15 protein-coding genes are annotated in these 25,525 nt (G+C 70.7%); 9 read left to right on the forward strand and 6 right to left on the reverse strand.

Translation table 11 applies throughout. From position 1 onward, the window contains the following. Window positions 1-106: 106 nt before the first annotated feature. The gene (locus ACWCHM_RS04805) at window positions 107-952 is read right to left on the reverse strand and encodes a DUF308 domain-containing protein (protein WP_421487758.1); all 846 of its coding nucleotides are present in this window, start codon (window positions 950-952) and stop codon (window positions 107-109) included. 616 nt (window positions 953-1,568) lie between these two features. Further along, window positions 1,569-5,078: an ATP-binding protein gene (locus ACWCHM_RS04810; protein ID WP_454223018.1), complete on the reverse strand. Its 3,510-nt coding sequence runs from the start codon at window positions 5,076-5,078 to the stop codon at window positions 1,569-1,571. A 114-nt stretch (window positions 5,079-5,192) separates the two neighbouring features. Between ACWCHM_RS04810 and ACWCHM_RS04815 the strand changes: the two genes are divergently transcribed. After that, a complete protein-coding gene (locus ACWCHM_RS04815; RefSeq protein ID WP_204959320.1) occupies window positions 5,193-5,453 on the forward strand; it encodes a hypothetical protein in 261 nt (86 codons plus the stop codon). A 95-nt stretch (window positions 5,454-5,548) separates the two neighbouring features. Here the strand turns inward: ACWCHM_RS04815 and ACWCHM_RS04820 are convergent, their stop codons facing one another. Beyond that, on the reverse strand, window positions 5,549-6,241 hold the full coding sequence (locus ACWCHM_RS04820) for a Crp/Fnr family transcriptional regulator (protein WP_204959319.1): 693 nt from the start codon (window positions 6,239-6,241) through the stop codon (window positions 5,549-5,551). Between the two features lie 287 nt (window positions 6,242-6,528). On the opposite strand from ACWCHM_RS04820, the gene ACWCHM_RS04825 reads away from it, so the two are divergent. From ACWCHM_RS04825 to ACWCHM_RS04860, 8 genes are all read left to right on the forward strand, one after another. Next, the gene (locus tag ACWCHM_RS04825) at window positions 6,529-7,032 is read left to right on the forward strand and encodes a polyadenylate-specific 3'-exoribonuclease AS (protein WP_204959318.1); all 504 of its coding nucleotides are present in this window, start codon (window positions 6,529-6,531) and stop codon (window positions 7,030-7,032) included. Window positions 7,033-7,186: 154 nt separating this feature from the next. Further along, complete coding sequence (locus tag ACWCHM_RS04830; protein WP_145921026.1) at window positions 7,187-7,690, forward strand: pyridoxamine 5'-phosphate oxidase family protein; 504 nt, start codon at window positions 7,187-7,189, stop codon at window positions 7,688-7,690. A gap of 178 nt (window positions 7,691-7,868) precedes the next feature. Further along, on the forward strand, window positions 7,869-8,897 hold the full coding sequence (locus ACWCHM_RS04835) for a 6-phosphofructokinase (protein WP_067313555.1): 1,029 nt from the start codon (window positions 7,869-7,871) through the stop codon (window positions 8,895-8,897). Window positions 8,898-8,975: 78 nt separating this feature from the next. Further along, window positions 8,976-9,794 carry a pyrroline-5-carboxylate reductase gene (proC, locus tag ACWCHM_RS04840; protein WP_454221596.1) on the forward strand — a complete coding sequence of 273 codons (819 nt, stop codon included), beginning with the start codon at window positions 8,976-8,978 and terminating at the stop codon, window positions 9,792-9,794. Between the two features lie 221 nt (window positions 9,795-10,015). After that, complete coding sequence (locus ACWCHM_RS04845) at window positions 10,016-15,184, forward strand: DEAD/DEAH box helicase (protein WP_454221597.1); 5,169 nt, start codon at window positions 10,016-10,018, stop codon at window positions 15,182-15,184. After that, window positions 15,184-18,033 carry a helicase-related protein gene (locus ACWCHM_RS04850; RefSeq protein WP_454221598.1) on the forward strand — a complete coding sequence of 950 codons (2,850 nt, stop codon included), beginning with the start codon at window positions 15,184-15,186 and terminating at the stop codon, window positions 18,031-18,033. The genes ACWCHM_RS04845 and ACWCHM_RS04850 overlap by 1 nt, the downstream gene beginning before the upstream one ends. Next, the gene (locus ACWCHM_RS04855) at window positions 18,030-22,022 is read left to right on the forward strand and encodes an Eco57I restriction-modification methylase domain-containing protein (protein WP_454221599.1); all 3,993 of its coding nucleotides are present in this window, start codon (window positions 18,030-18,032) and stop codon (window positions 22,020-22,022) included. Before ACWCHM_RS04850 ends, ACWCHM_RS04855 begins: the two co-directional genes overlap by 4 nt. Window positions 22,023-22,252: 230 nt before the next feature. Continuing rightward, entirely contained in the window at window positions 22,253-22,759 is a 507-nt protein-coding gene (locus ACWCHM_RS04860; RefSeq protein WP_454221600.1) for a hypothetical protein, read from the forward strand. Window positions 22,760-22,822: 63 nt separating this feature from the next. On the opposite strand, the gene ACWCHM_RS04865 is transcribed toward ACWCHM_RS04860, so the two are convergent. The 3 genes from ACWCHM_RS04865 to ACWCHM_RS04875 form a co-directional block, all read right to left on the reverse strand. Then, window positions 22,823-23,422, reverse strand: coding sequence for a 5-formyltetrahydrofolate cyclo-ligase (locus tag ACWCHM_RS04865; RefSeq protein WP_454221601.1), 600 nt, complete (start codon window positions 23,420-23,422; stop codon window positions 22,823-22,825). Between the two features lie 127 nt (window positions 23,423-23,549). Continuing rightward, a complete protein-coding gene (locus ACWCHM_RS04870; RefSeq protein WP_422755284.1) occupies window positions 23,550-24,122 on the reverse strand; it encodes an isochorismatase family cysteine hydrolase in 573 nt (190 codons plus the stop codon). Beyond that, complete coding sequence (locus tag ACWCHM_RS04875) at window positions 24,119-25,273, reverse strand: helix-turn-helix domain-containing protein (protein WP_454221602.1); 1,155 nt, start codon at window positions 25,271-25,273, stop codon at window positions 24,119-24,121. The genes ACWCHM_RS04870 and ACWCHM_RS04875 overlap by 4 nt, the downstream gene beginning before the upstream one ends. Window positions 25,274-25,525: the final 252 nt, after the last annotated feature.

The raw sequence follows: 25,525 nt of genomic DNA on the forward strand, positions 1-25,525 counted from the left end.
ATTCCTACTGACCGTAAGTTACACCACTGTTACGCCAGGCGTCAGGGCTGCGGTGTCCCGGGATGCGGGCGGGTGGCGGGGCGCCCCCGACGGGGTGCCGCAGGGGTCAGACGACCGCGCCGTCGTCGGGGTCGTGATCGTCGTCGTCGCCGGGGCGCAGCCGCCAGATCAACGTGACGAACCCGGCGAGGATGCCGGTGAAACCGAGCAGGGTGACCACCGAGGCGTCCACCGGCAGCAGCGACGGGTTGAGGAAGAGCACGAAACCGAGCACGATCCCCAGCACCCCGACCACCGCGTACTTCGAGATCCGGGGCAGCGGCGGAGGTGGCGGCGGGGTGTAGCCCTCCTCCGGGTCGTCCGGCAGGTCGGCCCCGAACGTGTCCAGGCCGTCCAGCAGCGACGGCTCGTCCTGCTGCCGGCCCCGGGGGGTCACCGAGATGCCGGAGATGTCGGCCGCGTACGGCAACCGGCGTACGTCGGTGGCGGTCGGACCCGTCGGCTCGTCCGCCCTGGTCGTCGGCCCGCCCGCGCGGGCGGCCGGATCGGCCCCGTCGTCGTCGATGTCCTCGGACGCCGGCCAGGGATGGCTGCCGGCGGCCGGCGCGGTGTGGAAGGCGGCGACGAGCCGCTCCCACTCGGCGTCGACGTCCGGCTCGGCGCGGGCCGGCTCCGGCGTCGCCTCGTCGGCGAGCTGAGTCAGGTAGTCGCGGGCGGTGGTCAGGTGCGAGCGGTCGACGTAGAGCCGGTCCACCGGCCGGGACGGCACGGTGGTGGTCCGGGTGATCGGGTTCAGGTCGGCGGAGGGCTGGAGGTAGGCGGCGATCCCGCCCGCGGCGAGCACGTCGAGCAGGTGCTCACCGACCCGCGGGTCGACGTCGCCCGCGACGGCGTACTCGCTCGCGTCGAGCCCGTTGTCCCGCCGTCCCCGGCGGGCGCCACCCGCTGACACCGGACATCCTCCTCCGCGCACCTGCCGGTGCGGTCGTGTCGGCGCCCCGTACGCCGTGCTCTGAATCGTGACACGTCGGCACCCGGTTCCGGGAGTGCGTTGTGGCGCGCCGCTCGTGGTTCGTCGGCCGCGCCGTCGACGGGCGGGCCCGACGACGGCCCTCCGGGCGGGCCACCCACCACCCCCGCGACCTGCCCGGACGGCCCCCGACCCGGGGCCTTCGGCGGCGGGCGGGGCGGGAATCCGGTGCCGTACCGGCTGGTAGTGCCGTTGACCGGCGGTCCGCCGCACCCGACGGGCGCGCCGGCTCCGGCGCGCGGCGTGCCGGAGCTGCCCGCCGACGGGCCGGGGCCCCCGGCCGGCGGCCGGCCCGGTCGCCGCCGCCCGCCGCGTAGCCGCCCCCCACCCGCAAGAAGTCACATTCGACGCGAAAGTGGAATACCTCTCCCGGGCCCCGCCCGGCTGGCTCGCTGCCCCCCGGGCGGGCGACCCGTCGCGGCCGTGACCGCCCCGGGGCCGTCGCTCACGGGTGATCGACTCCTGTGGGCCCGAACAGCGCCATCAGGTCTTCCGGACACCGCGTTGTCGGCCCAGGCGGGTCGATCACCGACCCCGGTCAGCTCCGGTCGGGTGCCGCCCGGGTGGCCAGCCGGAGCAGACCGGGCATGGCGTTGCGGTCGGCGAAGTCGCGTACCCGGTCGAGGGTGGCCGCGGCCTGGGCGGGCTCGGCCACGGTCAACGCCGGCACCGACAGCGCGGTGGTCAGCACGTGGTCGGTGGTGTCGGGCATCCCGGCGTAGCGCTGCGCCGCCGCCGCGAACAACCGGGCGGCCCGCCGGGCGTCCCCGTCGCCGAGGGCCAGGGTGGCGTCGGCGGCCTGCCCGGCCGCCTCCACCCAGGGAGTCACCCGGGGCGACCGGGCGAGCATGTCGTGCACCAGCCGGGCGGCGTCCGGGCCGAGCACCGCGGCGACGTGACCCACCGCCGGCACCCACTCGGCGAACGGGATCATCCGGGTCCGGCTCCAGTCCTCGTCCAGTTCCACCAGCAGTCGCATCGCCTCGTCCCGGCGACCCCGGACCGCCCGGCAGAGCGCCGCGTGCGCCAGCGTCGACTGCAACACCCGGTGGAAACCACTGCGCCGCGCGGCGACCAGCGCCTGGACCACCAGATCGTGATCCCCGCCCGCTTCCCCCGCGCCCGGTGCGGGGTCGGCCCGCAGCGCCCGCATCCAGCCGGAGACCGCCACGATGTGCAGGTCCCACTCGGCGGTCGGCAACCGGGTCGACTCGGTGCCCAGCTCCAGCGCCGCCACCCAGTCACCGGCGTAGTACGCCCGCGCCCACTTGTCGGCGAAGCTGGTCGCCAGGCTGTGCCCGCCCCCCGGGTCGAGCGAACGCCCCTCGTCGACCAGCCGGGCCGAGCGGGCCAGGTCACCCTCCTCCTGCGCCGCCCAGGCGAGGTTGTGCACCGCCCGGCGTCGGCTGACCAGCCGGTCCACCCGGCACTGCTCGGCCACCTCGGCCAGTTCCGCGTACGCCTGCTCCTCGCCGGCCATGTAGCGGGCCACCGCCAGGGTGATCCGGGCGTTGGCCCGTACCTCGGGCAGCCGCAGCCGCTCGGCCAGCTCGGCCGCCGCGGAGGCTGCCACGCAGGCCGGATCGGTCTCGGCGTTGAGCATCCGGACCCGGGCCAGTTCCAGCAGCGCCTCGGCCTTCTCCTCGGACTCCGGCAGCTCGGCGTAGATCGCGTTGGCCCGGTCCAGGCAGCGCAGCGTCTCGGACCGGTCGGCCCGGCTCCAGGCGGCGGTGGCGAGCAGGGTCCAGGCGCGGGCCGCGCCGGACCGGTCCCCGACGGCGGCCAACCGTTCGGTGAGCCCGGTCAACGCCTCGGTCCCCCCGTCGACCAGGAACGCGTCGCCGTCCCGGAAGAGGGCCAACTGGGCGGCGAACAGCTCCAGCCCCGGGTCGGGCGCCCCGCCGACCTGCAACGCCCGGCCGACGAGCGTGGCCGCGTTCTCCAGCGCGTGCAACTCGTACGCCCGGCGGGCCGCCCGGTGCAGCGCGGTGCGGGCCGCCACCGCGTACGGCATGGGGTCGAGCCCGACCGTCCGGGCGATCTCGTGGGCGGTCCAGCGGTGGTTGGCCAGTACCTCGGCCAGGTCCTGCTGGCCGGCCTGGGTGAGCTGGGCCAGCCAGTCGGCGGTGCGCTGGTGGCGCAGCACCCGTTCGGCCCGGGGCAGCCGCTGGTAGCACACGTCACGGACCAGGATGTGCCGGAAGCGGTACTCCGGCTGACCGGCCATGGTGGAGGTGGGCAGCTCGAAGACCATGTCCCGGCGCTGCAACCGGTCCAGCGCCCGCTCCACCCACTCGACGGTCCGGCCGAGGGCGGCGGCCACGGGCGCCGGCCAGAACTGGACCCCGACCACGGCGGCGGCCTGGAGCACCGCCCGGTCGGCCGGGTCGAGCAGGTCGAGCCGGTTGGCGATGACCGCCTGCACGGTACGCGGCATGTCGGTGGTGCCGGCCGGATCGAAGGCGGCGCTCGGCTCCAGCAGCCCGCCGTCCATCAGCATCCGGGCGTACTCCTGGGCGTAGAGCGGGTTGCCGTCGGCGAACTCGATCAGCGGTGCCCGCGACGCGGCCGGCAGGGTGGCCTGGCCGAGCAGCAGGGAATAGAGGGTGTCGATGTCCGTGTCGTGCATCGGCGGCACCGAGATGGACATCGCGCCGCTGATCGTGCCGGTCCAGGCCGGTTGCCGCTCCCGCAGCTCGGGCCGCGCGGTCGCCACCACCAGCAGCGGTACGCCCCGGGCCGCCGCGCCGAGCTGCTCGACGAAGGTGAGCATCGCCTGGTCGGCCCAGTGCATGTCCTCGAAGACCAGCACCGTCGGGCCGCGCCCGGCGAGGGTGAGCAGGAACCGTCGCCAGGCCGCCTCGGTCTCACCCGGGGTGAGCCGTTCCCCGGTCATCCCGAGCAGCGGCCCGAGCGCGCCGGCCAACCGCATGGCGTGCGGGTCGTCGAGCTGCCGCAGCCGGTCGCGGAGCCGGTCGCGCAGCGGTTCCGGGCCGTCGGTGTCCGGCGCGCCCAGCCACCCCTTGACGATGTCCGCCAGCGCGGCGTAGGTGACGTTCTCGCCGAACGGCGGGCACTGCCCCACCAGCCAGGTGACCCGCTGGCCGGGCAGGTTGGCGGCGTGCCGGGACAGCTCCCGCAGCAGCCGGCTCTTGCCCACCCCGGCTGGCCCGAAGACGGTCACCAGCTGTGAGGTGCGTTCGGTGACCGTCCGGTGCAGGGCGCTGACCAGCAGGCCGCGTTCGTGTTCCCGGTCGACCATCGGGGTCAGCTCGGCGGCCTGCGGGTCGGTCCGGGGCCGGGCCCGTACGGCGAGCCAGATCCGGCTCACCGTGGACCGTCCCCGCAGGGTGACCGGCGGCCGGTCGACGTACTCCAGTTCGTGCCGGGTGGCCGACCAGGTGCTCTCGTCGACGACCACCCCGCCGGTGGGGGCCAGTGCCTGCAACCGGGAGGCGGTGTTCACCACGTCGCCGGTGACGAACGCTTGGCCGCCGTCGCGGGTCGCGGAGAGGTCGACGAGCGCCTCACCGGTGGCCACGCCGACCCGGAAACCCAGCGGCGGGTGCGGGCCGGCGGCCTGCCGGGCCAGGTTCCGTTGCAGCTCCAACCCGGCCCGTACGCAGCGCAGCGCGTCGTTGTCGGTGGCGACCGGGGCGCCGAACAGCGCCATCACCGCGTCGCCGATGTACTTCTCCACCACCCCGCCGTACTGGTGGACCAGCCTGCGGACGGTGGCGAAGTACGCCTGCTGGAGGCTGCGCGCCTGCTCCGGGTCGGCCCGTTCGGCGTACGTGGTGAAGTCGACGATGTCGATGAACAGCACGCTGACCTGGCGGCGGTCCTCCTGCACGGTGACCGCGTGGTCGCGCAGCGGCTGCCCGCAACTGGTGCAGAAGTTGGCCTCGGGACTGTTGCCGTGGCCGCAGGAGGCACAGGTGAGCGTCAGCGCCTGTCCGCAGCCGCCGCAGAAGCGGTCGTCCGGTCCCGCCGCCCGTGAGCAGTGTCCACACTTGAGGTCGATGACGAACTCCGTACGTGAGGAGATCCCATTATCCCGCCGCGGAGGGCCAGTCGGGTACCCGACGTGCGGGCGGACCCTGCGGCTGGTCGGCCGCCACTAGTGTTCCTCACGAGGAAAACTCACTGTCAGGAGAGTGCCGTGCAGGTGCGATTGTCCGCCTACTGGACCGATCCGGACGGCACCGTCCGGTCCCCCGGGGAGACGGTCGACGTCGACGCGGTCACTCTCGCCAGAATGGAGGAGCACGGCATGGTGGAGAACCCCGACAGCAAGACGACTTCGGACACGACCACGACCACGACGTCGAAGCCACAGAAGATCGGGCCCGGGCCGGGTACACCGCCGGACCAGATCGGACCGGGGCCGGGCGCCCCGCCGGCCGACGACAGCGGCAAGTGAACGACCGGCGCGGCCGGCGGACCTCGGTCCGCCGGCCGCGCCGCTGTGGCGTTCCCGGTCACCCCCGGGGCGTCACCGCCCGGGGAAACCCCTGCTCAGCGGTCGCTCATGCCGGCGCGTCGGCGCAGCGCCGCCACGTCGGTGACCACGATCCGACGACCTTCGGTACGCAGCCAGCCACGGCTGGCGAAGGAACCGATCGCCTGGTTGACGCTCTGCCGGGAACCGCCTGCCATCTCGGCCAGCTGGCTCTGGTTGAGCTCGATGGTGATCATCGGGGCCTGGCTCTCACCGGCCAGCCGGACCAGCGTCTTGGCCACCCGACCGGGCAGGTCGAGGAAGACGTGGTCGGCGTTCTGCTCGGTGAGCCGCCGGATCAGGGCACCCAGCGAGCGCATCACCGCGTCCAGGATGCGCGGGTTGGAGTGCACCAGCTCCATGAAGGCCGGGCGGGACAGGGCGAGCGCCGCGCAGTCCTCGATCGCCTCGGCCGACGCGGAACGGGTGGAGGCGTCCAGCAGGGACACCTCGCCCAACACGTCGGGTGGTCGGATGACCGACAGCACCGCGCGTTCCCCGGTCGGTGCGGTGCGGAACACCGCCACCGCCCCCCGGCGGAGCACGATCAGCGACTCGCCGGGATCGTTCTCGACGAAAAGCAACTGACCTTTGCGATAGGTGCGCGGCACGGCCGCGGCGATCACCCGCTGGCGCACCTCCGGCTCCAGCCCGGCGAACATCTCCACCCCCGTGAGGGCGTCACCCGGCTCCGGCAGGCGCATTTCCACGGCCCCACCCCTCCCCCGGTCACGGACCACAATTTTCGCTCACCGGGTGAACCCTGACGGCCCCGCAAGAGGTGAACTGACACCGCTTCGGCGTCCGGTAGCGGTACACATCAGATCATGACGGCCCAGTCGCTTGCTGTACACCCCTGTAAACCTTTCCGTGACCCTGCGCCAGCTGCGGCGGACCGCCGGACCGGGGGCCGGCGGGGTTCCGGGCGGGTGGGCGACGCCGCCGGTGCCCGCCCCGCCCGCCGACGGTCACCGGCGGTGGGCGAGGATGGACGGCGATGGTCTACCGCTACTTCTACGACTGCGAATTCATCGAGGACGGCCGGCTGGTCGACCTGGTGTCGATCGGTGTCGTCGACGAGTACGGCCGCGAGTTCTACGCGGTCTCCACCGAGTTCGACGACTCCCGCGCCGTGCCCTGGGTCCGCCGTAACGTGCTGGACAAGCTCCCCTCGCCGGCCGACCGGGCCTGGCGTTCCCGGGCGCGTATCCGCGACGACCTGCACGAGTTCCTGCTGGAGCCGATCCGGGACCGGCCGGGCGAGCAACTGGAGCTGTGGGCCTGGTACGCCGCGTACGACCACGTGGTGCTGGCCCAGCTCTGGGGGGCGATGCCGGCGCTGCCCCGGGAGATCCCCCGGTTCACCAAGGAGTTGCGGCAGCTCTGGGACGACCTCGGCCGGCCACGGCTGCCCGAGGCGGCGGCTGAGCGGCACGACGCGCTGGTCGACGCCCGGCACAACCTGGCCCGCTGGCGGGCGATGACGGCCCGCCCGGGGTGACCCCGGCCTCGGCGGCCCGGCGCCGGTGTTTCCGGCCTCGGTGGCCCGGTGCCGGGGGCCGGCCGTCGGTGCTGACAGCCGGTGACGATCGGCAGGTTTGACAGGTCCCGTCGGGGGCACCGGATTCGGGCGAGCCGATCCGAGGGAGTGCGCCATGGCCGACGACGCGACCACCATCACCGACGCCCGGCGGCGGGTGACCGAGTTGATCCGGGACGCCCGGATCTGCATGTTGACCACCATCGGGGTGGACGGCCGGATGCTCAGCCGGCCGATGGGCCTCCAGGCGGCCGAGTTCGACGGGGACCTGTGGTTCTTCGCCTACGCCGACTCGGCCAAGATGCGCCAGGTCCGGGTCAACCCGGAGGTCAACGTCGCCTTCTCCGACCAGCGTCACCACGCCTGGGTGTCGATCTCCGGCACCGCCCAGGAGGCGTACGACCGGGCGCGGGCCGAGCAGCTGTGGAACCCGGTGCTGAAGGCGTGGTTCCCGGACGGGCTGGACACCCCCGGGCTGACCCTGCTCAAGGTGCACGCCAGCTCGGCCGAGTACTGGGACTCCCCGGGCGGCACGGTGGTCAACCTGCTCGGTTTCGCCAAGGCGGCGGTGACCGGGACGCCGCCGAAGCTGGGGGAGAACCACGAGGTCAGCTACTGACCGGTAGTCGCCCGGGTGGGCGGGACCGGCCGGGGCGCGGTGTCGGCGTACACCCGAGCCGACTACAGTGCGCACTGACGGCCCGCCCCGGGCCGGCAACGACGCCGATGGTCTGAGCGGACACATATCCTGGGGCTTATCCGGGCTTCACCTGACGTTCCAGGAGGATGAGCAGATCATGCGTATCGGCGTGCTCACCGGCGGCGGCGACTGCCCAGGTCTCAACGCGGTCATTCGGGCGGTGGTCCGTAAGGGCGTCGCTACTTACGGTCACGAGTTCGTGGGTTTCCGGGACGGCTGGAAGGGTCCGCTGGAGGGCCTGTCCAAGCCGCTCGGCATTCCCGAGGTGCGGGGCATCCTCCCGCGCGGTGGCACCATCCTCGGCTCGTCCCGCACCAACCCGTTCAAGATCGAGAACGGCGTGGAGCGGATCAAGGAGAACCTCGCCGCGCAGGGCGTGGACGCGCTGGTCGCGATCGGCGGCGAGGACACCCTGGGCGTCGCGACCAAGCTGCACGAGCTGGGCGTCAACGTGGTCGGCGTGCCGAAGACGATCGACAACGACCTGGGCGCCACCGACTACACCTTCGGCTTCGACACCGCCGTCAACATCGCCATGGAGGCGATCGACCGGCTGCACACCACCGCGGAGAGCCACCACCGCACCCTCGTCGTCGAGGTGATGGGCCGGCACGCCGGCTGGATCGCCCTGCACGCCGGCCTCGCCGGCGGCGCCAACGTGATCCTGCTGCCCGAGCGCAAGTTCGACGTCGACCAGGTCGCCGGCTACGTCGAGAAGCGCTTCCAGCACCAGTACGCCCCGATCGTCGTGGTCGCCGAGGGCGCCCAGCCGCTGGACGGCCAGATGGTCCTGCACAACCAGGAGCTGGACGCCTTCGGGCACGTCCGGCTCGGCGGCATCGGCCAGTGGCTGGCCGAGCAGCTGGAGGCGAAGACCGGCAAGGAGGCCCGCACCGTCGTGCTCGGGCACATCCAGCGCGGTGGCACCCCGACCGCGTTCGACCGGGTGCTCGCCACCCGGCTCGGCCTGCAGGCCATCGACGCCGCCCACGAGGGCGACTGGGGCAAGATGGTCGCGATGCAGAGCACGGACATCGTCCGGGTGCCGCTGGCCGAGGCCACCCGCGAGCTGAAGACCGTCCCGATCGAGCGCTACGACGAGGCCGAGGTCTTCTTCGGCAGCTGACCGCAGCCCACCCCCTTCCCCTCCGCTACGCCGGAGGGGAAGGGGCACGGGACCGGACGAGCGGGACGGAAGGGTGACATGGGGGCGGCGAGACACACCGTCGCGGTGATCGGGGCGGGAAAGATCGGCGAGCTGATGCTCTCCGGGCTGTTGCGGTCCGGCTGGCCGGCACAGCGACTGCTGGCGACCACCCGCCGACCCGTCCGGGCCGAGGAGCTGGCCACCCGGTACGGCGTACGGGTGGTCGACAACCTGACCGCCGTCGACGAGGCGGCGGTGCTGGCCATCGTGGTGAAGCCGCAGGACGCCGGCGTCCTGCTGGACGAGATCGGCCCCAAGGTGCCGGCCGACAAGCTGGTCGTCTCGCTCTGCGCCGGCCTGCCCACCAGCTTCTTCAGCCGCCGGCTGCCCGAGGGCACCCCGGTGGTGCGGGTGATGACCAACACCCCGGCCCTGGTTGACCAGGCGATGAGCGCCATCTCGGCCGGCGCCCACGCCACCGGCGAACACCTGGCCCTGGCCGAGGAGATGTTCGCCCCGCTCGGGGCGACCCTGCGGGTGCCCGAGTCGCAGCAGGACGCGGTCACCGCGCTCTCCGGCTCCGGCCCGGCCTACTTCTACCTGCTGGTCGAGGCCATGATCGACGCGGGCATCCTGCTCGGCCTGCCCCGGCAGGTGGCGCACGAGCTGATCGTGCAGACCGCGATCGGCTCGGCCGTGATGCTGCGCGACTCCGGCGAACACCCGGTCAAGCTCCGCGAGGCCGTCACCTCCCCGGCCGGCACCACCATCGCCGCCGTCCGCGAGCTGGAGAAGCACGGGGTACGCGCGGCGCTGCTGGCGGCGCTGGAGGCGGCCCGCGACCGCGCCCGCGAACTCGCCGCCCAGGCCGACTGACCCGGTTTGCCGGGTCAGGCGTGGGGCCGACGGGCCGGCGCATGCGTGCTTGTCGGGTTTCCGATCTCGTGTCTGGCGATTGGACGCTTGACCCGTGCCCGGACGGGCCGGAATGGCCTACCGCTCGGGTCACGCTGAGGTCCGGGGCGCACCTGGGACGCGCAATCGGGGTGTGGGAATGGTTGAATCAGCCTGCAATGGTGGGGGCCTGAGGAGTACAAATGGATGTCTTCGATGTGCGTGATCGACTCATCGGGGACTACCAGGAGTTCACATCGAGCTTCGTCGACCCCCGGGATCCGAAGATCAGAAGGCATGTCGAGCAGCTCGCCGCCTCCGGCTACCAGTGGCCCGCGCCCTATCTGTCACTGAATCCGAATTTCGCCTCCGGTGGCACTGTGGACGCTCTCGTCGCGGCGGGCCTGCTCCATCCGGACAACGAGCGGATCTTCCGCCGCAAGGATCACCCGCGTGACCCGGGTAGTCAGCCGTTGCGGCTGCACCAGCACCAGCGGGAGGCCATCGCGACGGCCCGTGCCGGGCACAGCTACGTCCTGACCACCGGCACCGGCTCGGGTAAGAGCCTGTCCTACATCGTGCCGATCGTCGACCGGGTGCTGCGGGCCAAGGCGGACGGCAGCTATCGGCCCGGGGTGAAGGCGATCATCGTCTATCCGATGAACGCACTGGCCAACAGTCAGCTGCACGAGTTGGAGAAGTTCCTCTGCTGGGGCTTTACCGACGGAACGCCGCTTGTCACGTTCGACCGTTACACCGGTCAGGAGAACCAGGAGGCCCGACGTCGGATTCTCCAGAATCCACCGGACATCCTGCTCACCAACTACGTGATGCTGGAACTGGTGCTGACCCGACGCCGGGAACGGGACCGCCTGATCAGGGCCGCCAGCGGGTTGTGGTTCCTCGTCCTCGACGAGCTGCACACCTACCGGGGGCGACAGGGCGCCGACGTGGCGTTCCTCGTCCGCCGGACGCGGGAGGCATGCCAGGCACCGGATCTCCAGTGCATCGGCACCTCGGCGACCATGACCACCGAGGGCGACGCCGCACACCAGCGGGAGGCGGTGGCGGACGTGGCGACCCGGCTGTTCGGTCAGCCGGTCGCGCCGGAGCACATCATCGGCGAAACGCTCCATCGCGCCACGACGGGTGGGCAGCCAGGCGCCGACGCGCTCGCGCAGCAGGTGCGGCTCTGGTGCCGGGGCGGTCATGAACCGGGTATCGACGACTTCCGCGCGGATCCGTTGGCGCACTGGGTGGAGAGCGCATTCGGCATCGAGCCGGAGGAGGAGACCGGCCGGCCGGTCCGCCGACGGGTCCCGCGTACCGTCCCGGAGGCGGCGGAGAACCTGACCGAGCTGACGCGGGAACCGGTCACCGACTGCCAGACGGCCATCCAGGCCGTGCTCCAGGCGGGCGCCAGCATCAGGCACCCGGAGACCGGGCGACCGGTCTTCGCGTTCCGGCTGCACCAGTTCCTCTCCAAGGGCGACAACGTCTACGTCACCGTCGAGTCACCAGCTCGGCGGCACATCACGAGTCGTTACCAGACCGTCTCCCCGGACAGCGGCCCCACCGAGCGGAAGATCCTCGTGCCGTTGGCCTTCTGCCGGGAGTGCGGGCAGGAATACCTGACGGTTCGCCGGACGGCGAACGGCTTCGAGGCGCGGCAGGATTCGGACACCAGCGAAGACGGTGGCTACCTCTACCTCAGCGACGACCAGCCCTGGCCCGCCAGCCTGGAGATCGCGGTGCAGGACGGCCGGCTGCCGTACTCGTGGACGGTCCTCGCCGACGACGGCAGCACCGTCCCGGCCGAGGACAAGCGTAAGCACCTGCCCGAGGTGGTGCACGTCGACGCCGAGGGCTTCGAGGTCGCGGCGGGGAAGGGGATCACCGCCGCCTGGGTCGCCGCACCGTTCCGTTTCTGTCTGCGCTGCCGGGTCTCCTACGAGCGGCAGCGGGGCAAGGACTTCGCCCAGTTGGCCAAGCTCTCCACCGAGGGACGCAGCTCCGCGCTCTCGGTGGTCGGCGCCAGCATCGTGCGGGCGCTGCGTGCCGATCCGACCCTCGACAAGCCGGCGCGCAAGCTGCTGTCGTTCGTCGACAACCGCCAGGACGCCTCCCTCCAGGCCGGCCACTTCAACGACTTCGTGCAGGTGGTGCAGCTGCGGGGCGCCCTGTACCGGGCGGCGGCGGAGGAGCCCGACGGTCTCACCCACGAGTTGGTGGCCCAGCGGGTCACCGAGGCGCTCGGGTTGCAGCTGACCGAGTTCGCCCGCCGGCCGGAGGCCCGCTTCGGCAGGGAGGAGATCTGGCGGGCCCTGCGCGAGGTGGTCAACTACCGGCTCTACCTCGACCTGGAGCGGGGCTGGCGGGTGACCATGCCCAACCTCGAACAGACCGGCCTGCTCCGCGTCGGCTACCGCTATCTGGACGAGGTCGCGGCGGACCAGGAGATCTGGGAGCGCAGCCACCATCTCCTGCGCGACGACAACCCGGAGCACCGTTACGAGATCGCGGCGACGTTGCTCGACGAGATGCGTCGCAATCTGGCCATCGACGTGCGGTGCCTCACCGGTGACGGTTTCGACGAGATCCGTCGGCTGTCGGAGCAGCACCTGGTCGAGCCGTGGGCGCTCGGGTTGCGGGAGCGGGCCACCGTCGCGGCGGTAGCCTTTCCCAAGCCCAGCGGCAAGGGCCGCCCCCGCTCCCACCTGCACCTGTCGGGGCGCGGTGCGCTGGGCAAGTACCTCAAACGTCAGTACGACAAGCGTCGGCAGCCGTGCAGCGTCGCCGACGCCCAGGACATCATCCGCGATCTACTGGCGGCGCTCACCGAGGCCGACCTGGTGATCCAGGCCGCGCCTGCCGAGGGCGACGACCTGATCGGCGGTTACCAGCTGCGTTCGCATGCGCTGAGGTGGCAGGCCGGCGATGGCAGGGCGGGCGCGGAGGACCGGGTCCGCAAGCAGCTCTCCGGTGAGGTCGGCGCCCGGGTCAACACCTTCTTCCGCGATCTCTACCGGGACACCTCACACCTGCTCACCGGCCTACAGGCCAAGGAGCACACGGCACAGGTGACGCCTGATGTCCGGCAGGAGCGGGAGCGCGAGTTCCGCGAGGGGGATCTGCCCCTGCTGTTCTGTTCGCCGACGATGGAGCTCGGCGTCGACATCAACGCGCTCAACGCGGTGGCGTTGCGCAACGTGCCGCCCACGCCGGCCAACTACGCCCAACGGGCCGGCCGGGCCGGCCGCTCCGGGCAGCCCGCGCTGGTGGTCACCTACTGCTCGACCGGCAGCGCGCACGACCAGTACTACTTCAAGCGGCCCACGCTGATGGTCGGCGGCGCGGTGCAGCCGCCCCGCCTCGACCTGGCCAACGAGGACCTGGTCCGTTCGCACCTCCAGGCGATCTGGCTGGCCGAGACGGGGGAGGAGCTGCCCAGCTCGCTGGCCGCCGTGATGGAGACCGGCGGGGAGAATCCGTCGCTGGAACTGCTGCCGAAGCTGAAGAGGTCGGTCGAGGATCCGGAGGCCCGTCGCCGGGCGTTGGTCAGGGCCGAGGCGACGCTCGCCGGGGATGTGGTGGGAGAGCTGGCCAGCTCCCCCTGGTGGCGTCCCAGCTGGCCGGCGGAGATGATCGACCAGGCCCCCCGCACCTTCGAGAACGCCCTGGGCCGGTGGCGCAAGCTCTATCACGCCGCGTTGCGGGAGTACGAGGTGCAGGGCCGCCGGGCGGTCGACACGAACGTCTCGCACAAGGGCCGTGAGGAGGCACGTCGTCGGGCCAACGACGCCCGGGTACAGCTCGACCTGCTGCGCAACGAGGACTCCGACGAGCCGCAGACCGACTTCTACACCTACCGCTATCTCGCGTCCGAGGGCTTCCTGCCGGGCTACTCGTTTCCCCGGCTGCCGCTGGCCGCCTACATTCCGGGGCTCAACGGGCAGCGGCAGGGTGACTACATCCACCGGCCGCGGTTCATCGGCATCAGCGAGTTCGGTCCGCAGTCGCTGATCTATCACGAGGGTGCGCGTTACATGGTGCGGGGCGTGCAGTTGCAGCAGGCGGCGGAGCCGGGCAGGGACAGCGTGTTCACCACGTCCGCCCGGCGCTGCCGCGCCTGCGGGCACCTGCACGACGATGTCGCGGGCGTCGACGTCTGCGAGAGCTGCGGCGAGCAGCTCGGCGGCATCGACGACAACCTGCTGCGGCTCTACACGGTACGGACCCAGCGCCGGGAGCGGATCTCCTCCGACGAGGAGGAGCGGCGGCGGGCCGGTTTCGAGATCGAGACGTCCTACCGTTTCCACCACCACGGCGGGCGGCCGGGCAAGCTCACCGCGACGGTCGGGCCGCAGGACGCGCCGGCCGTGGCGACCCTGGTCTACGGTGACGCCGCTACGGTGCGCCGGGCCAACCTGGGGCTGATCAGGCGTAAGGACGGCAGGAAGCGTGGCTTCTTCCTGGACACCACCAGCGGGGACTGGCTCTCGGAGTCCAAAGCGGGCGAGAAGACGAGCGACGAGGAGGACGTCGGGGCCGCCGATGACATCAAGCGCAAGCAGCGGGTGATCCCCTACGTCGAGGACCGGCGCAACGTCCTGGTGTTGCGGTTGACCCGCAAGGCCAGCCGTGAGGAGGCGATCTCGCTGCTGTACGCCGTCGAGCGGGGCATCGAGGCGACCTTCCAGGTGGAGGACTCGGAACTCACCGGTGAGCTGCTGCCCGATTCCGAGGACCAGGGGCGGATGCTGTTCATCGAGAGTGCCGAGGGTGGGGCCGGTGTGCTCCGTCGCCTCGTCGAGGAACCCGACAAGATCAGCCGGGTGGCGGCGAAGGCGTTGGAGATCGCGCACTTCGACCCGGAGACCGGCGACGAAGTGCCGCAGGACGTCGTGGCCGGCGGCGACCGCTGCGTCCAGGGCTGTTACGACTGCCTGCTGTCGTACTCCAACCAGCCGTTCCACAAGCTGGTCGACAGGCACCTCGTGGTCGACGTGCTGTTGGACCTGGCCGCGTCCACGACGACCAACACCAGCGCCGGCCGACCCGCCGCCGGGTTGCACCTGACCGGCCCGGCGGCGGACTTCGTGGCCTGGTTGACGCAGGCCGGCTACCGGACGCCGGAGGGCGGGCGGGAACAGGTCGCCGGGGCGACGCCCGACCTGGTCTACCGGGAGCAGCGGGCGGCGGTGTTCGTCGACGTGCCCGGCGAGCCCTTCGGCGAGGGCCGCGACGACGACGCCGAGGAGAATCTCATCGACGCGGGGTGGACGCCGATCCGGGTGCCGGTGGGCGGGTGGCAGCAGGCGGTGGACCGGTATCCGAGCGTGTTCGGGCAGCACAGGACGGGGAGCAACTGATGACGGTGACCGCAGCGCGGTTCGAGCCGGGCACGCTGGTCAGGGCGCGGGGCCGGGAGTGGGTGGTGCTCCCCGAGTCGGAGCCGGAGCTGCTGGTGCTGCGGCCCCTCGGCGGCTCGGACGACGAGCGCGCCGCCGTCCTACCCGACCTGGAGGACGTCGCGTCGGCGACGTTCGCCTACCCCGACCCGTCGGACGCCGGCAACGCCAGCCGCGCCGCCCTGCTGCGTACCGCGCTGCGGATCGGTTTCCGCTCCACGGGTGGGCCGTTCCGGTCCCTCGGCGCGCTGGCCGTCGAGCCCCGGCCCTATCAGCTCGTGCCGCTGCTGATGGCGTTGCGGCAGGACACCGTCCGGCTGCTGATCGCCGACGACGTGGGCATCGGCAAGACCGTCGAGTCCGGCCTGATCGCCGCCGAGCTGCTGGCCCAGGGCGACGCGAACGGGCTGGCGGTGCTGTGCAGCCCGGCCCTGGCCGAGCAGTGGCAGCGGGAGCTGGCCGAGAAGTTCGGCATCGCCGCCGAGCTGGTGCTGCCCGGCACCGTACGCCGGCTGGAGCGGGACCTGGTCGGCGCGCAGTCCATCTTCGACCGCTACCGGCACGTGGTGGTCTCCACCGACTACATCAAGCGGCCCGAGCTGCGCGACCAGTTCCTGCGCGGTGCCCCCGACCTGGTGATCGTCGACGAGGCGCACTCGTGCGTGCTCGACGACAGCAATTCCGGCGGCAGGTCGCGGATGCTGCGTCACGAGCTGGTCCGCCGGCTGGCCGCCCGCGCCGACCGGCACCTGATCCTGGTCACGGCCACCCCGCACAGCGGCAAGGACGCCGGCTTCCGCAACCTCGTCGGCCTGCTCGACCCGCGCCTGGAGACCATCGACCTCGACCTGGTCGAGGGCCGGGAGCTGCTGGCCCGGCATTTCGTGCAGCGCCGCCGGGTGGACATCCGCAGTTTCCTGGAGGACACCCCGTTCCCGGAGGACCGGGATTCGACCGAGCGCGCCTACCGGCTGACCGGCGACTACCGCAGCCTCTTCGACGACGTGGTCGGCTACGCCCGGCAGACCGTGCGGGACCCGATCGGCGGCCAGGTGCGCCAGCGGGTGCGCTACTGGTCGGCGCTGGCGCTGCTGCGGGCGCTGGCCTCCTCGCCGCAGGCCGCCGCCGCGACGCTGCGTACCCGGGCGGCGAACGCCGACGCCACCGACGCCGCCGAGGCCGACGCCCTGGGCCGGGCTGCCGTGCTGGATCTGCCCGACGACGAGACCCAGGAGTCGGTGGACCTGGTGCCCGGTGCCGACACCGAGGTCTCGGCCGGCCCGGAGCGGCGTCGGCTGCTCGCCTTCGCCCGTCGCGCCGAGGCGCTCGCCGCCAAGGGCGACGCGAAGCTCGACCTGCTGGTCAAGGAGGTCAAGGCGCTGCTCGGCGACGGCTTCAACCCGGTCGTGTTCTGCCGCTACATCGACACCGCAGAATACGTTGCGGACCGGCTGACCGCCGCGCTCGGCAAGGCGTTCACGGTCGGCTGTGTGACCGGCGCGCTGCCGCCGGAGGAGCGCATGGAGCGGATCAGGGAGCTGACCGGCGACCCGAAGCGCCGTCCGGTGCTGGTGGCCACCGACTGCCTCTCCGAGGGCGTCAACCTCCAGGAGCATTTCCAGGCGGTGGTGCACTACGACCTGGCGTGGAACCCGACCCGGCACGAGCAGCGGGAGGGCCGCGTCGACCGGTTCGGCCAGCGTGCGCCGAAGGTCCGCGCCGTGATGATCTACGGCACGGACAACCGGATCGACGAGATCGTGCTCCGGGTGCTGCTGCGCAAGCATGAGCAGATCCGCAGGGCGCTCGGCGTCTCGGTGCCGGTGCCGGACCGCAGCGACGACGTGTTGCAGACCATCGCGCAGGAACTGCTGCTCGCCCCGGACACGCCGGAACAGCTCACCATCGAGGGCCTCGGCGTGGCGCACCGCGAGGAGCTGCACCGGGAGTGGGACAGCGCCGCCCAGCGGGAGAAGAAGTCCCGCACCAAGTACGCCCAGCGCGCCATCGCAGCCCAGCTCGAAGAGGTCAAGCCGGAGCTGGCGGAGATCCGGGCCAGCCTCGGCGCACCCGACGAGGTGGCCGAGTTCGCCCGCGTCGGCTTCGCCGCGCTCGGCGCGGACGTCGTGCCCAACGGCGACGGCTTCGACGCGACAACGGGCATGCTGCCGTTGCCGCTGCGGGACGCCTTCCCGGCCGGCTACCCGGCCACCCTCGCCCTGCGCCGCGAGCTGCCCACCCCGGCCCGCGCCGCCCACCTGGACCGCACCGACCCGTACGTCTCGGCGCTGGCCCGCTATCTGCTGGAGAGCGCGCTGGACCGGACGGTCCCGGCCGACCAGCGGCCCGCCCGTCGGGCCGGGGTGATGCGCACGTCGGCGGTGGCCAAGCGGACCACCCTGCTGCTGGTGCGGTTCCGGCTGCACCTGACCCTGCCCACCCGGGCCGCCGACGCCGAGCCCCGCCGGATGGTCGCCGAGGAGGCCCGGCTGCTGGCGTTCCGGGGTGCGCCGGCGGCGGCCGAGTGGCTGCCCGATGGGGAGGTGGCCGCGCTGCTGGCGGCCACCCCGAGCGGCAACGTGCTGCCCGAGGCCGCGACCCCGCTGCTGGAGCGGGTGATCGGCGGGCTGGACGCGGTGGTGCCGCACCTCGACGCGACGGCCGACGGCCTCGCTGAGGCGCTGCGCGGCGCGCACATCCGGGTGCGGGAGGCGGCCGGCCAGCGGGTCCGCCGCCAGGTCGCCGTCACCGCCCAGAAGCCCGCCGACGTGCTCGGCGTCTACGTCTACCTCCCGGAGGCCGCCGCATGACCGCCGTCACCTACCCCGCCGTACGGGTCGAGGGCGGGCTGCTTCCCGCCGGCCTGGTGCAGCGGATCGGCGACGGCGCCGCCGAGCTGCCCGGCGCGGACCCGGCGAGCTACGGCCTCCAGTCCGGCGAGTCGGTGCGCCGTTACGCCAACCGCTCCTACGCCTACCTCCAGGAGGTGTGGCGGGACTTCACGCGGCAGCGGGAGCGGGCCGGCGACAACCCGCCGGCCCGGCTGACCCGGGAGCGCTGGCTGCTGATCCTGCTGCGGGAGCTGGGCTACGACGGCATCGAGTCGTTGCCCGGCGGCATCACGGTGGACGAGAAGCCGTTCCCGGTCAGCCACCGCTTCGGGGCCGTACCCGTGCATCTGCTCGGCTGGGGCACGGACCTGGACCGGCGGACCCCGGGCATGCGCGGCGCGGCGGCTGCCGCCCCGCACTCGCTGATGCAGCAGCTGCTCAACCGCGCCGAGCAGCACCTGTGGGGGATCGTCGCCAACGGTCAGCGGCTGCGGCTGCTGCGCGACTCGACAAGCCTGGTCGGCACCGCGTACCTCGAATTCGACCTGGAGGCGATCTTCGAGGGCGACCTGTTCCCCGACTTCGTGCTCCTCTACCGGGTGGCGCACGCCTCCCGGCTCGCCGTCCGCGACGCGGCGGCCGGGCCGTCGTCGTGCCTGCTGGAAGCCTGGCGTACGGAGGGAGCCAAGCAGGGCGAACGGGCCCTGGCGCAGCTCCGCGACGGGGTGGAGGCGGCGCTGGAGATTCTCGGCACCGGCTTCCTCGACCACCCGGACAACGCGGCCCTGCGGGAGCGCATCGAGGTCACCCTGTCGCTGGAGGACTACAAGCGTTCCCTGCTGCGGCTGGTCTACCGGCTGCTGTTCTGGTTCGTCGCCGAGGACCGCACCGCCCTGCTCGACCCGGAGGCCGCCCCGCAGGCCCGGCAGCGTTACGACGCGTTCTTCTCGGCCCGTCGGCTGCGCGAGCTGGCGCTGCGCCGCCGGCACTCCGGCCACGGCGACCTGTGGGAGGCGGTGCGGCTGGTCTTCCGGTTCCTCGGCGAGGAGGCTGGCAACGCGACCCTGGGCCTGCCCGGCATCGGCGGCCTCTACGAGCCCGGCCCGCTCGACAGGCCGATCGCCGAGGCCAGCCTCAGCAACACCGCGCTGCTGCGCGCCGTCGAGGCCCTGGCCGTGCTGCCCGCGCGCCGGGGCACCGGCCGGCAGCGGGTCGACTTCCAGCACCTGGGCGCGGAGGAGCTGGGCAGCGTCTACGAGTCGCTGCTGGAGCTGCGCCCCCGCTGGGACGCCCCGGCCCGCCGCTTCCACACCGAACGACTCGCCGGCAACGAACGCAAGACCACCGGCTCCTACTACACCCCGTCGTCGCTGGTGGAGTGCCTGCTCGACTCGGCGCTCGACCCACTGCTGGACGAGGCCACGGCGCTGCCCACCCCCGAGGAGCGGATCACGGCGCTGCTCGCCCTGACCGTCTGCGACCCGGCCTGTGGGTCGGGGCACTTCCTCATCGCGGCGGCCCGCCGCATCGCCAAGCGGGTCGCCGCCGAGGAGACCGACGAGCTGGAGCCCGCCCCGGACGCGGTCCGCTCGGCGATGCGCCGGGTGGTGGCCCGCTGCATCTACGGTGTGGACGTCAACGAGATGGCCGCCGAGCTGGCGAAGGTGTCGCTCTGGCTGGAGGCGATGGAGCCGGGTCGCCCGCTCGGCTATCTCGACGCCAACATCCGGGTCGGCAACTCCCTGCTCGGCGTCACCCCGAAGCTGCTCAAGCAGGGCATCCCCGATGCCGCCTTCACCGCCCTCACCGGCGACGACCGCGCGGTGGTGAACGCCCTCAAGCGGCAGAACGCCAAGGAGAACACCGGCCAGGGCGACCTGTTCGGCGCGGCGGGCATCGAGGTCGGTAACAGCGCGCTCGCCGCCGAGGTCAAAGAGATCGTGTACGCGGAGCTGCCGCGCCGGCTCGCCGACGTGCACGTGCAGGCCAAGCGGGCGCAGGCGCTGGACGCAGAGCGCCGGCACGCGAAGACGGTGGCCGACGCCTGGTGTGCCGCCTTCGTCCAGGCGAAGACCGAGGAGACCCGGGAGAGCGCCATCACCCAGGCGGTGCTGGAACGCCTGGACAAGGGCGAAGCCTCGCTGGACATGCACCGGGTCGAGTCGCTGGTGGAGGAGCTGACCCGGCAGTACCGCTTCTTCCACTGGCACATCGAGTTCCCGCACATCTTCCGGGTGCCGGAGTACGGCCCGGCGGACGAGGCGACGGGCTGGGAGGGCGGCTTCTCCTGCGTCCTCGGCAACCCGCCGTGGGAGCGGGTCAAGCTCCAGGAGCAGGAGTTCTTCGCCTCCCGCGACCCGGAGATCGCCGGGGCGAAGAACGCCGCCGCCCGCAAGAAGGCCATCGCCGCACTGGCCGACAGCGACGAGCCGGCCCAGAAGATGCTGTACGCGGAGTGGATTGCTGCCCTGCACGAGGCGGACGGGTTCAGTCACCTGCTCCGGTCGTCGGGGCGGTATCCGCTGACCGGCAAGGGCGACATCAACACGTATTCGGTGTTCACCGAGACGGCCCGGGTGGTGCTGCACCCGCGAGGTCAGCTCGGCATCATCGTCCCCACAGGCATCGCTACCGACGCCACCACCCAGGACTTCTTCAAGGACCTGGTGGTCACCAAGACTCTGGTGTCGCTGTACGACTTCGAGAACGAAGACAAGGTCTTCCCGAACGTGCATCACTCCTTCCGTTTCGCGCTGTTAGCCGTCAGCGGAAGCGAGCGGATTGCCGAGCAGGTGTCGCTGGTGTTTCGAGTGCGCCAAGCAAGTCAGATCGCTGCACGGGCCTACTCGCTAACGCCCGAAGAGATCACCCTGCTCAACCCGAACACCGGCACCTGCCCGGTCTTTCTGTCCCGACGCGACGCCGAGATCACGCTCGGTATCTATCGCCGGGTGCCGGTGCTCTGGCGAGAGTATGTGGCCGACGGTAATCCCTGGGGATTGTCATTCATGGCCATGTTCCACATGGCCAATGATTCCGGCCTCTTCCGTGGTTCGGAAGAACTGTCGGAGCAGGGCTGGCGGCTCGACGGCAATGCCTTCGTTCGGGGTGGCGAGCGAATGCTGCCGCTCTATGAGGCCAAGATGGCTCATCATTTCGACCATCGGCTTGGTAGCTACGAGGGGCAGACCGAGGCTCAAGCGAGTATGGGCACCCTTCCCCGATTCGATGATACCGCGCACGCTGATCCGAGGAAATTGCCGATCCCGCGATACTGGGTGGCCAGCGAGGAGGTGAAAGAGCGGCTCGCTGGCAAGTCATGGCAGCGAAATTGGATCCTTGGGTGGCGTGATATCTGTCGCAGCACCGACGAGCGGACTCTGATCTCCACTGTCATCCCGCGAGCAGCGGTGGGAGACACATACCTGCTGGCACTTCCGGCGATCGTCTCTGCGGGGCTTCAGGCGAATCTCAGCGCTTTTGTGCTTGACTTCGTGGTCAGGCAGAAAGCATCAGGCACCCACTTGAAGTACTACGTACTCAAGCAGCTTCCAATTCTGCCGCCAGTGCGCTATGACGACATAGTGCCGTGGAGTCGAAATGGCGGGACGCTCGCCGACTGGATCGCGGAGCGGGTAGTGGAGCTAACTTATACTGCCGATGATCTTGCTCCTTATGCTCGCGATCTAGGCTATGACGGTCCACCGTTTCGCTGGGATGCAGCTAGACGTGATCTTGTTCGTGCTGAGCTGAATGCGGCGTACTTCCATCTCTATGGCGTCGACCGCGATGACGTGGACTACATCATGGACACCTTCAAGGTCGTCCGTCAGAAGGACGAAGCCACCCACGGCGAATACCGCGCCAAGCGCCTCATCCTCGACCGCTACGACGCTATGACTCTAGCTTCTAACGGTGGGCAGGCATACGAAACCCCGTTGGACCCCCCTCCAGGTAGTCGAGGGTAGGGATAAAAATGCGGCGGCATCATGTTCGGGGCCACTACGTTCGTGGTCATTATCGTAATGGATTCTGGGTAGAAGGTCATTGGCGAGGTGATCATTCGAGGCTGTCGACCGGGCGTGGCTGGCTACCTTCCCCTCCTCCGTCCTTGTATAATCCCCAGTCGAGTTACCGGCCCTATTCCCCGCCCGTTCAACCAAAGCGATTGGGAAAGGTTGGGCGTATAATCGCGTTCATGGTGATGGCCTTCTTGGTGGGAAATTTCGTGAGTTGGTTAGGATCCCCCGCCGCGGACGATCCCGTTGCCAAAGAGGAGCAGAGGAGGCGTGCCCTTGCGATCCTCGATAAACAGGCGCGGCCCTCGCCGTCCTCGTCGCCATGGCCAATTGTTGGATGGGCTGATTCATCGCCCAGCGCTTCCGTCAGCAACTCCTGCCGAGCGGAGAGGGAAGCCTATGACGCCTGGCACCAGGGCCTCGGGCCGATAACGAGTGGGTTGACGTCACCCGCTCGTGACGAACTGCGAGGGCTGAAGCGCGACGCCGAGGAGTACATCCTTGTTGTTGCTCCCTTGGCGGCTCCGGCGGCCAAAAGGCTGATTCTCGCGCTCTCGTCTTACAAGGCGATAGTGGTTTCAGAGATGGTCGAATCGCATGGCATTGACGGGTTGCAGAAGTTGGTGACTGCCGGTCTTGTCGTAAATGGGGAACATCTCTCATATCAGGCCAGTTGTGGCGGATAATTCATCTCTGAAGTGGCCGGATGGGCTGACGATTAAGGCTGTCAGGAGTGACACCCACCGGCCTCATCCGGATGTCGCTGATGATTTGAGGACTGGAATGGCGTCGATCTTCTGCGCGCTGAGGCTGTCCCAGTAGATACCGGTCGGACGTTGTCGTCGCCGACACTCGATCACCTCATCCGGAGTGATGATCAGATCGAGGCCGAAGTCGTGTGACGACTCGGGGAGTGGCCCGTCAACGATCTGCAACGGATGGACCGTTGTCGCGAGGATGGTGGACGAGCCGACCAAGCCGGCCTCGGTGAGTAGCCCGACTTCGATGTCCGAATAGCCCGCGCCCTTCCCGATCCGCACGCCGTCACGGTTGACCGCGATGCTGCCGCACATCACCAGATCCACCGGCCGCATCTCGCTGATGCCGACCTTCGGCGCATGGGCCGCCGCGCCGCTGCCGGTCGCGACGTCGGCGGGAGCCGCGTTCAGGTCGGCAGGATCTAGCAGATAGAAGGGCCGGATGTCGGCGATCTTCGGCACCGCCATGTAGAGGAGTTTGCCGTCCGCAAGCGCCCGAAGCCTTACGGGCAGTTGGGCCTGGTCCGGGTTGGACATGACGACGCTGGCGCTACGCCACGCGTTATGTCGTGCAAGCCGCTCGGCGGCCACCCGGCTCCGACGAAGTTGGGGATGCGCCCGTGAGCGCCGGGGGAAAGCGCCTGGCCGGCCTGCTCCAGCCGTGACCAAACCGCTTCGCGCACCTCGCGTTTTGCCCCGTCGATATCCAAGCGGACTCCTACGACGGATCGATTTGGCTGCCAACCCGCCCGCGGGCATCCACGTTCACCTCGCTGGCGTTGATGAGCTGCCCTGCTCCGATGAAGCGGCGGGCAACCAGCAGGCCGGCGTCGTGGGCGACTGGACCGCCATGGCTTGCCGAGGCGTCCGTGACGAGCCATGGGGTGAGATCACGCTCGAAGGCGTCCACCGCTGACTTCAGCACGCAGCTTTCGGTGGCGACACCGCAGAACACGAGGTCGGTCCAGCCCTCCCGGGCAACGATGTCCGCTCCCTCGCTGGTGAAGTACGAGTAGATGCGTTTGTCGATCACCGCACGCGCCCGATCGGCGTGTGGTTGTAGCTCGGGAACGATGTCCGTCTCCGGGGCGTGCTGCACCTTCGACCAGTGGATCAGCCTTTCGAAGGGGCTGCCCGGGTAGTTGTGGTAGCGGGTGAAGACGACCGGCCGTCCCGTGGCCTCCCACCGCTCGACCAGCTCCACGACCTTGGGGATGACGTGCCGGCTCTGGTCGTTGATGAAGCCGTTCTGCATGTCGATGACGACCAACGCCGCCCGCGTGCTGCTCATGCGCTGACTCCGACTCTCATCGTCTCAGCCTCGCGAAGCGCCGCCTGGGCCTGTGCCAGGCGGTCCGGTAGGCCGCTCGTCGTCACGGCTGCCTCACGCATCAGGCAGTGCTGTGCCGTTTCCTGGACTCGTGCAGTGGTGAGTCGCGAGTGGGCGGCCCTCAGGAAGCGCCAGCCGAACCGCTGCGGCATCACGGGGTCTCGACCCTCCTCCACTGCCTGTTGGATGTGCCGGCAGTAGGCCCAGAACATCTGCACGTCGATCTCCAGCGAGAGCAGTTCATCAGCGGTGAGGGCACGGTCCGGCGAGATCGCGTGGTAGGCCAGCCCCGACCAGGCGGCGAAGCCGACGGACACGCCAGCGATGCCGAATGGCTCGGCGGGGAGTTGGTCGACTCCCTCGGTCAACAGCCCTCGCTCCACCTGCTCCGGAACGGGCTGTGGTCGAGGCGTCGCGTGGCGGTCGACCAGGACAGCTGGCAGGCTCAACAATCGCACGGCGTTGTCCAGGTCCTCGCGGCGGCATCCCGGCTCGTGCAGGAGATACATCGACATCACATACTCCGGTGCCGCCGCCCGGCACTCGGTCTGATCCGACAGGAGCTGTCCAACCTCACGGGTGGCCCAGGGCAGGTCTTCTTCGTAACTGGCGTACCGCCAGGCGGCGAATTCGGCAAGGTTCGGGTGGGTGAGTTCCTGTTCGAGGTGGAACACCACCACGCCGCAGGCGAAGACGTGAGCCGTGCACTGACCGCTCGGATGCGGGACCCTCGTCGCCGAAACCTGTAGCCACTCGTGTGGACGCGGATTCACCTGCGGCAGTCCGGCCAGGATCTTCGCTGCCTCCGCTCCGATGAACGCGGGGATGAACTTGTGGGACTGGATGCGGTATCCGCCAGCGGCAGCAGGAACGGCACTCTCACCCGCCATTGCACTGAACCGGCTCACCGCCTCCTCGCTGGCCCTCCGCAGGGCGGTGTCGAGAGCTGCCTGCATCTCGGGTCGGGGCTGCACCGTCTCCCGGCCGGCCTCCCACTTGGACACCGTGCGATCGCTGACGCCGAGGTGCTCGGCGAAGTCGCGGATGCTCATCCGCAGGGCGTGGCGCAGCGCCCGGGTTTCCCGGCCGGTCCACCTCTGCACGGTCGTCATCCATCCGCCCCCGATCGCTTCGATACCGGCCGCCAACAGTTCAGCGACTCGACTTCAGAACTGGTACAGCGTAGGTGCAGAGCGTAGTCGTACCGAGGGAGTGCCGTTCTGGCCAGGGTGGACGCATGGCCCGGGGCGGGTGCTGGGTTCCGGCGGGGCGCGGCCCCCATCGCGTCTGCGCCGTCCCCGCCCGCCCCGGTGCCGGTCCACTTCGCGATCTCGACGGAAGGGCGTGCCATGGCGGTGGTGCTT

The organism is Micromonospora sp. SCSIO 07396, assembly GCF_053667945.1.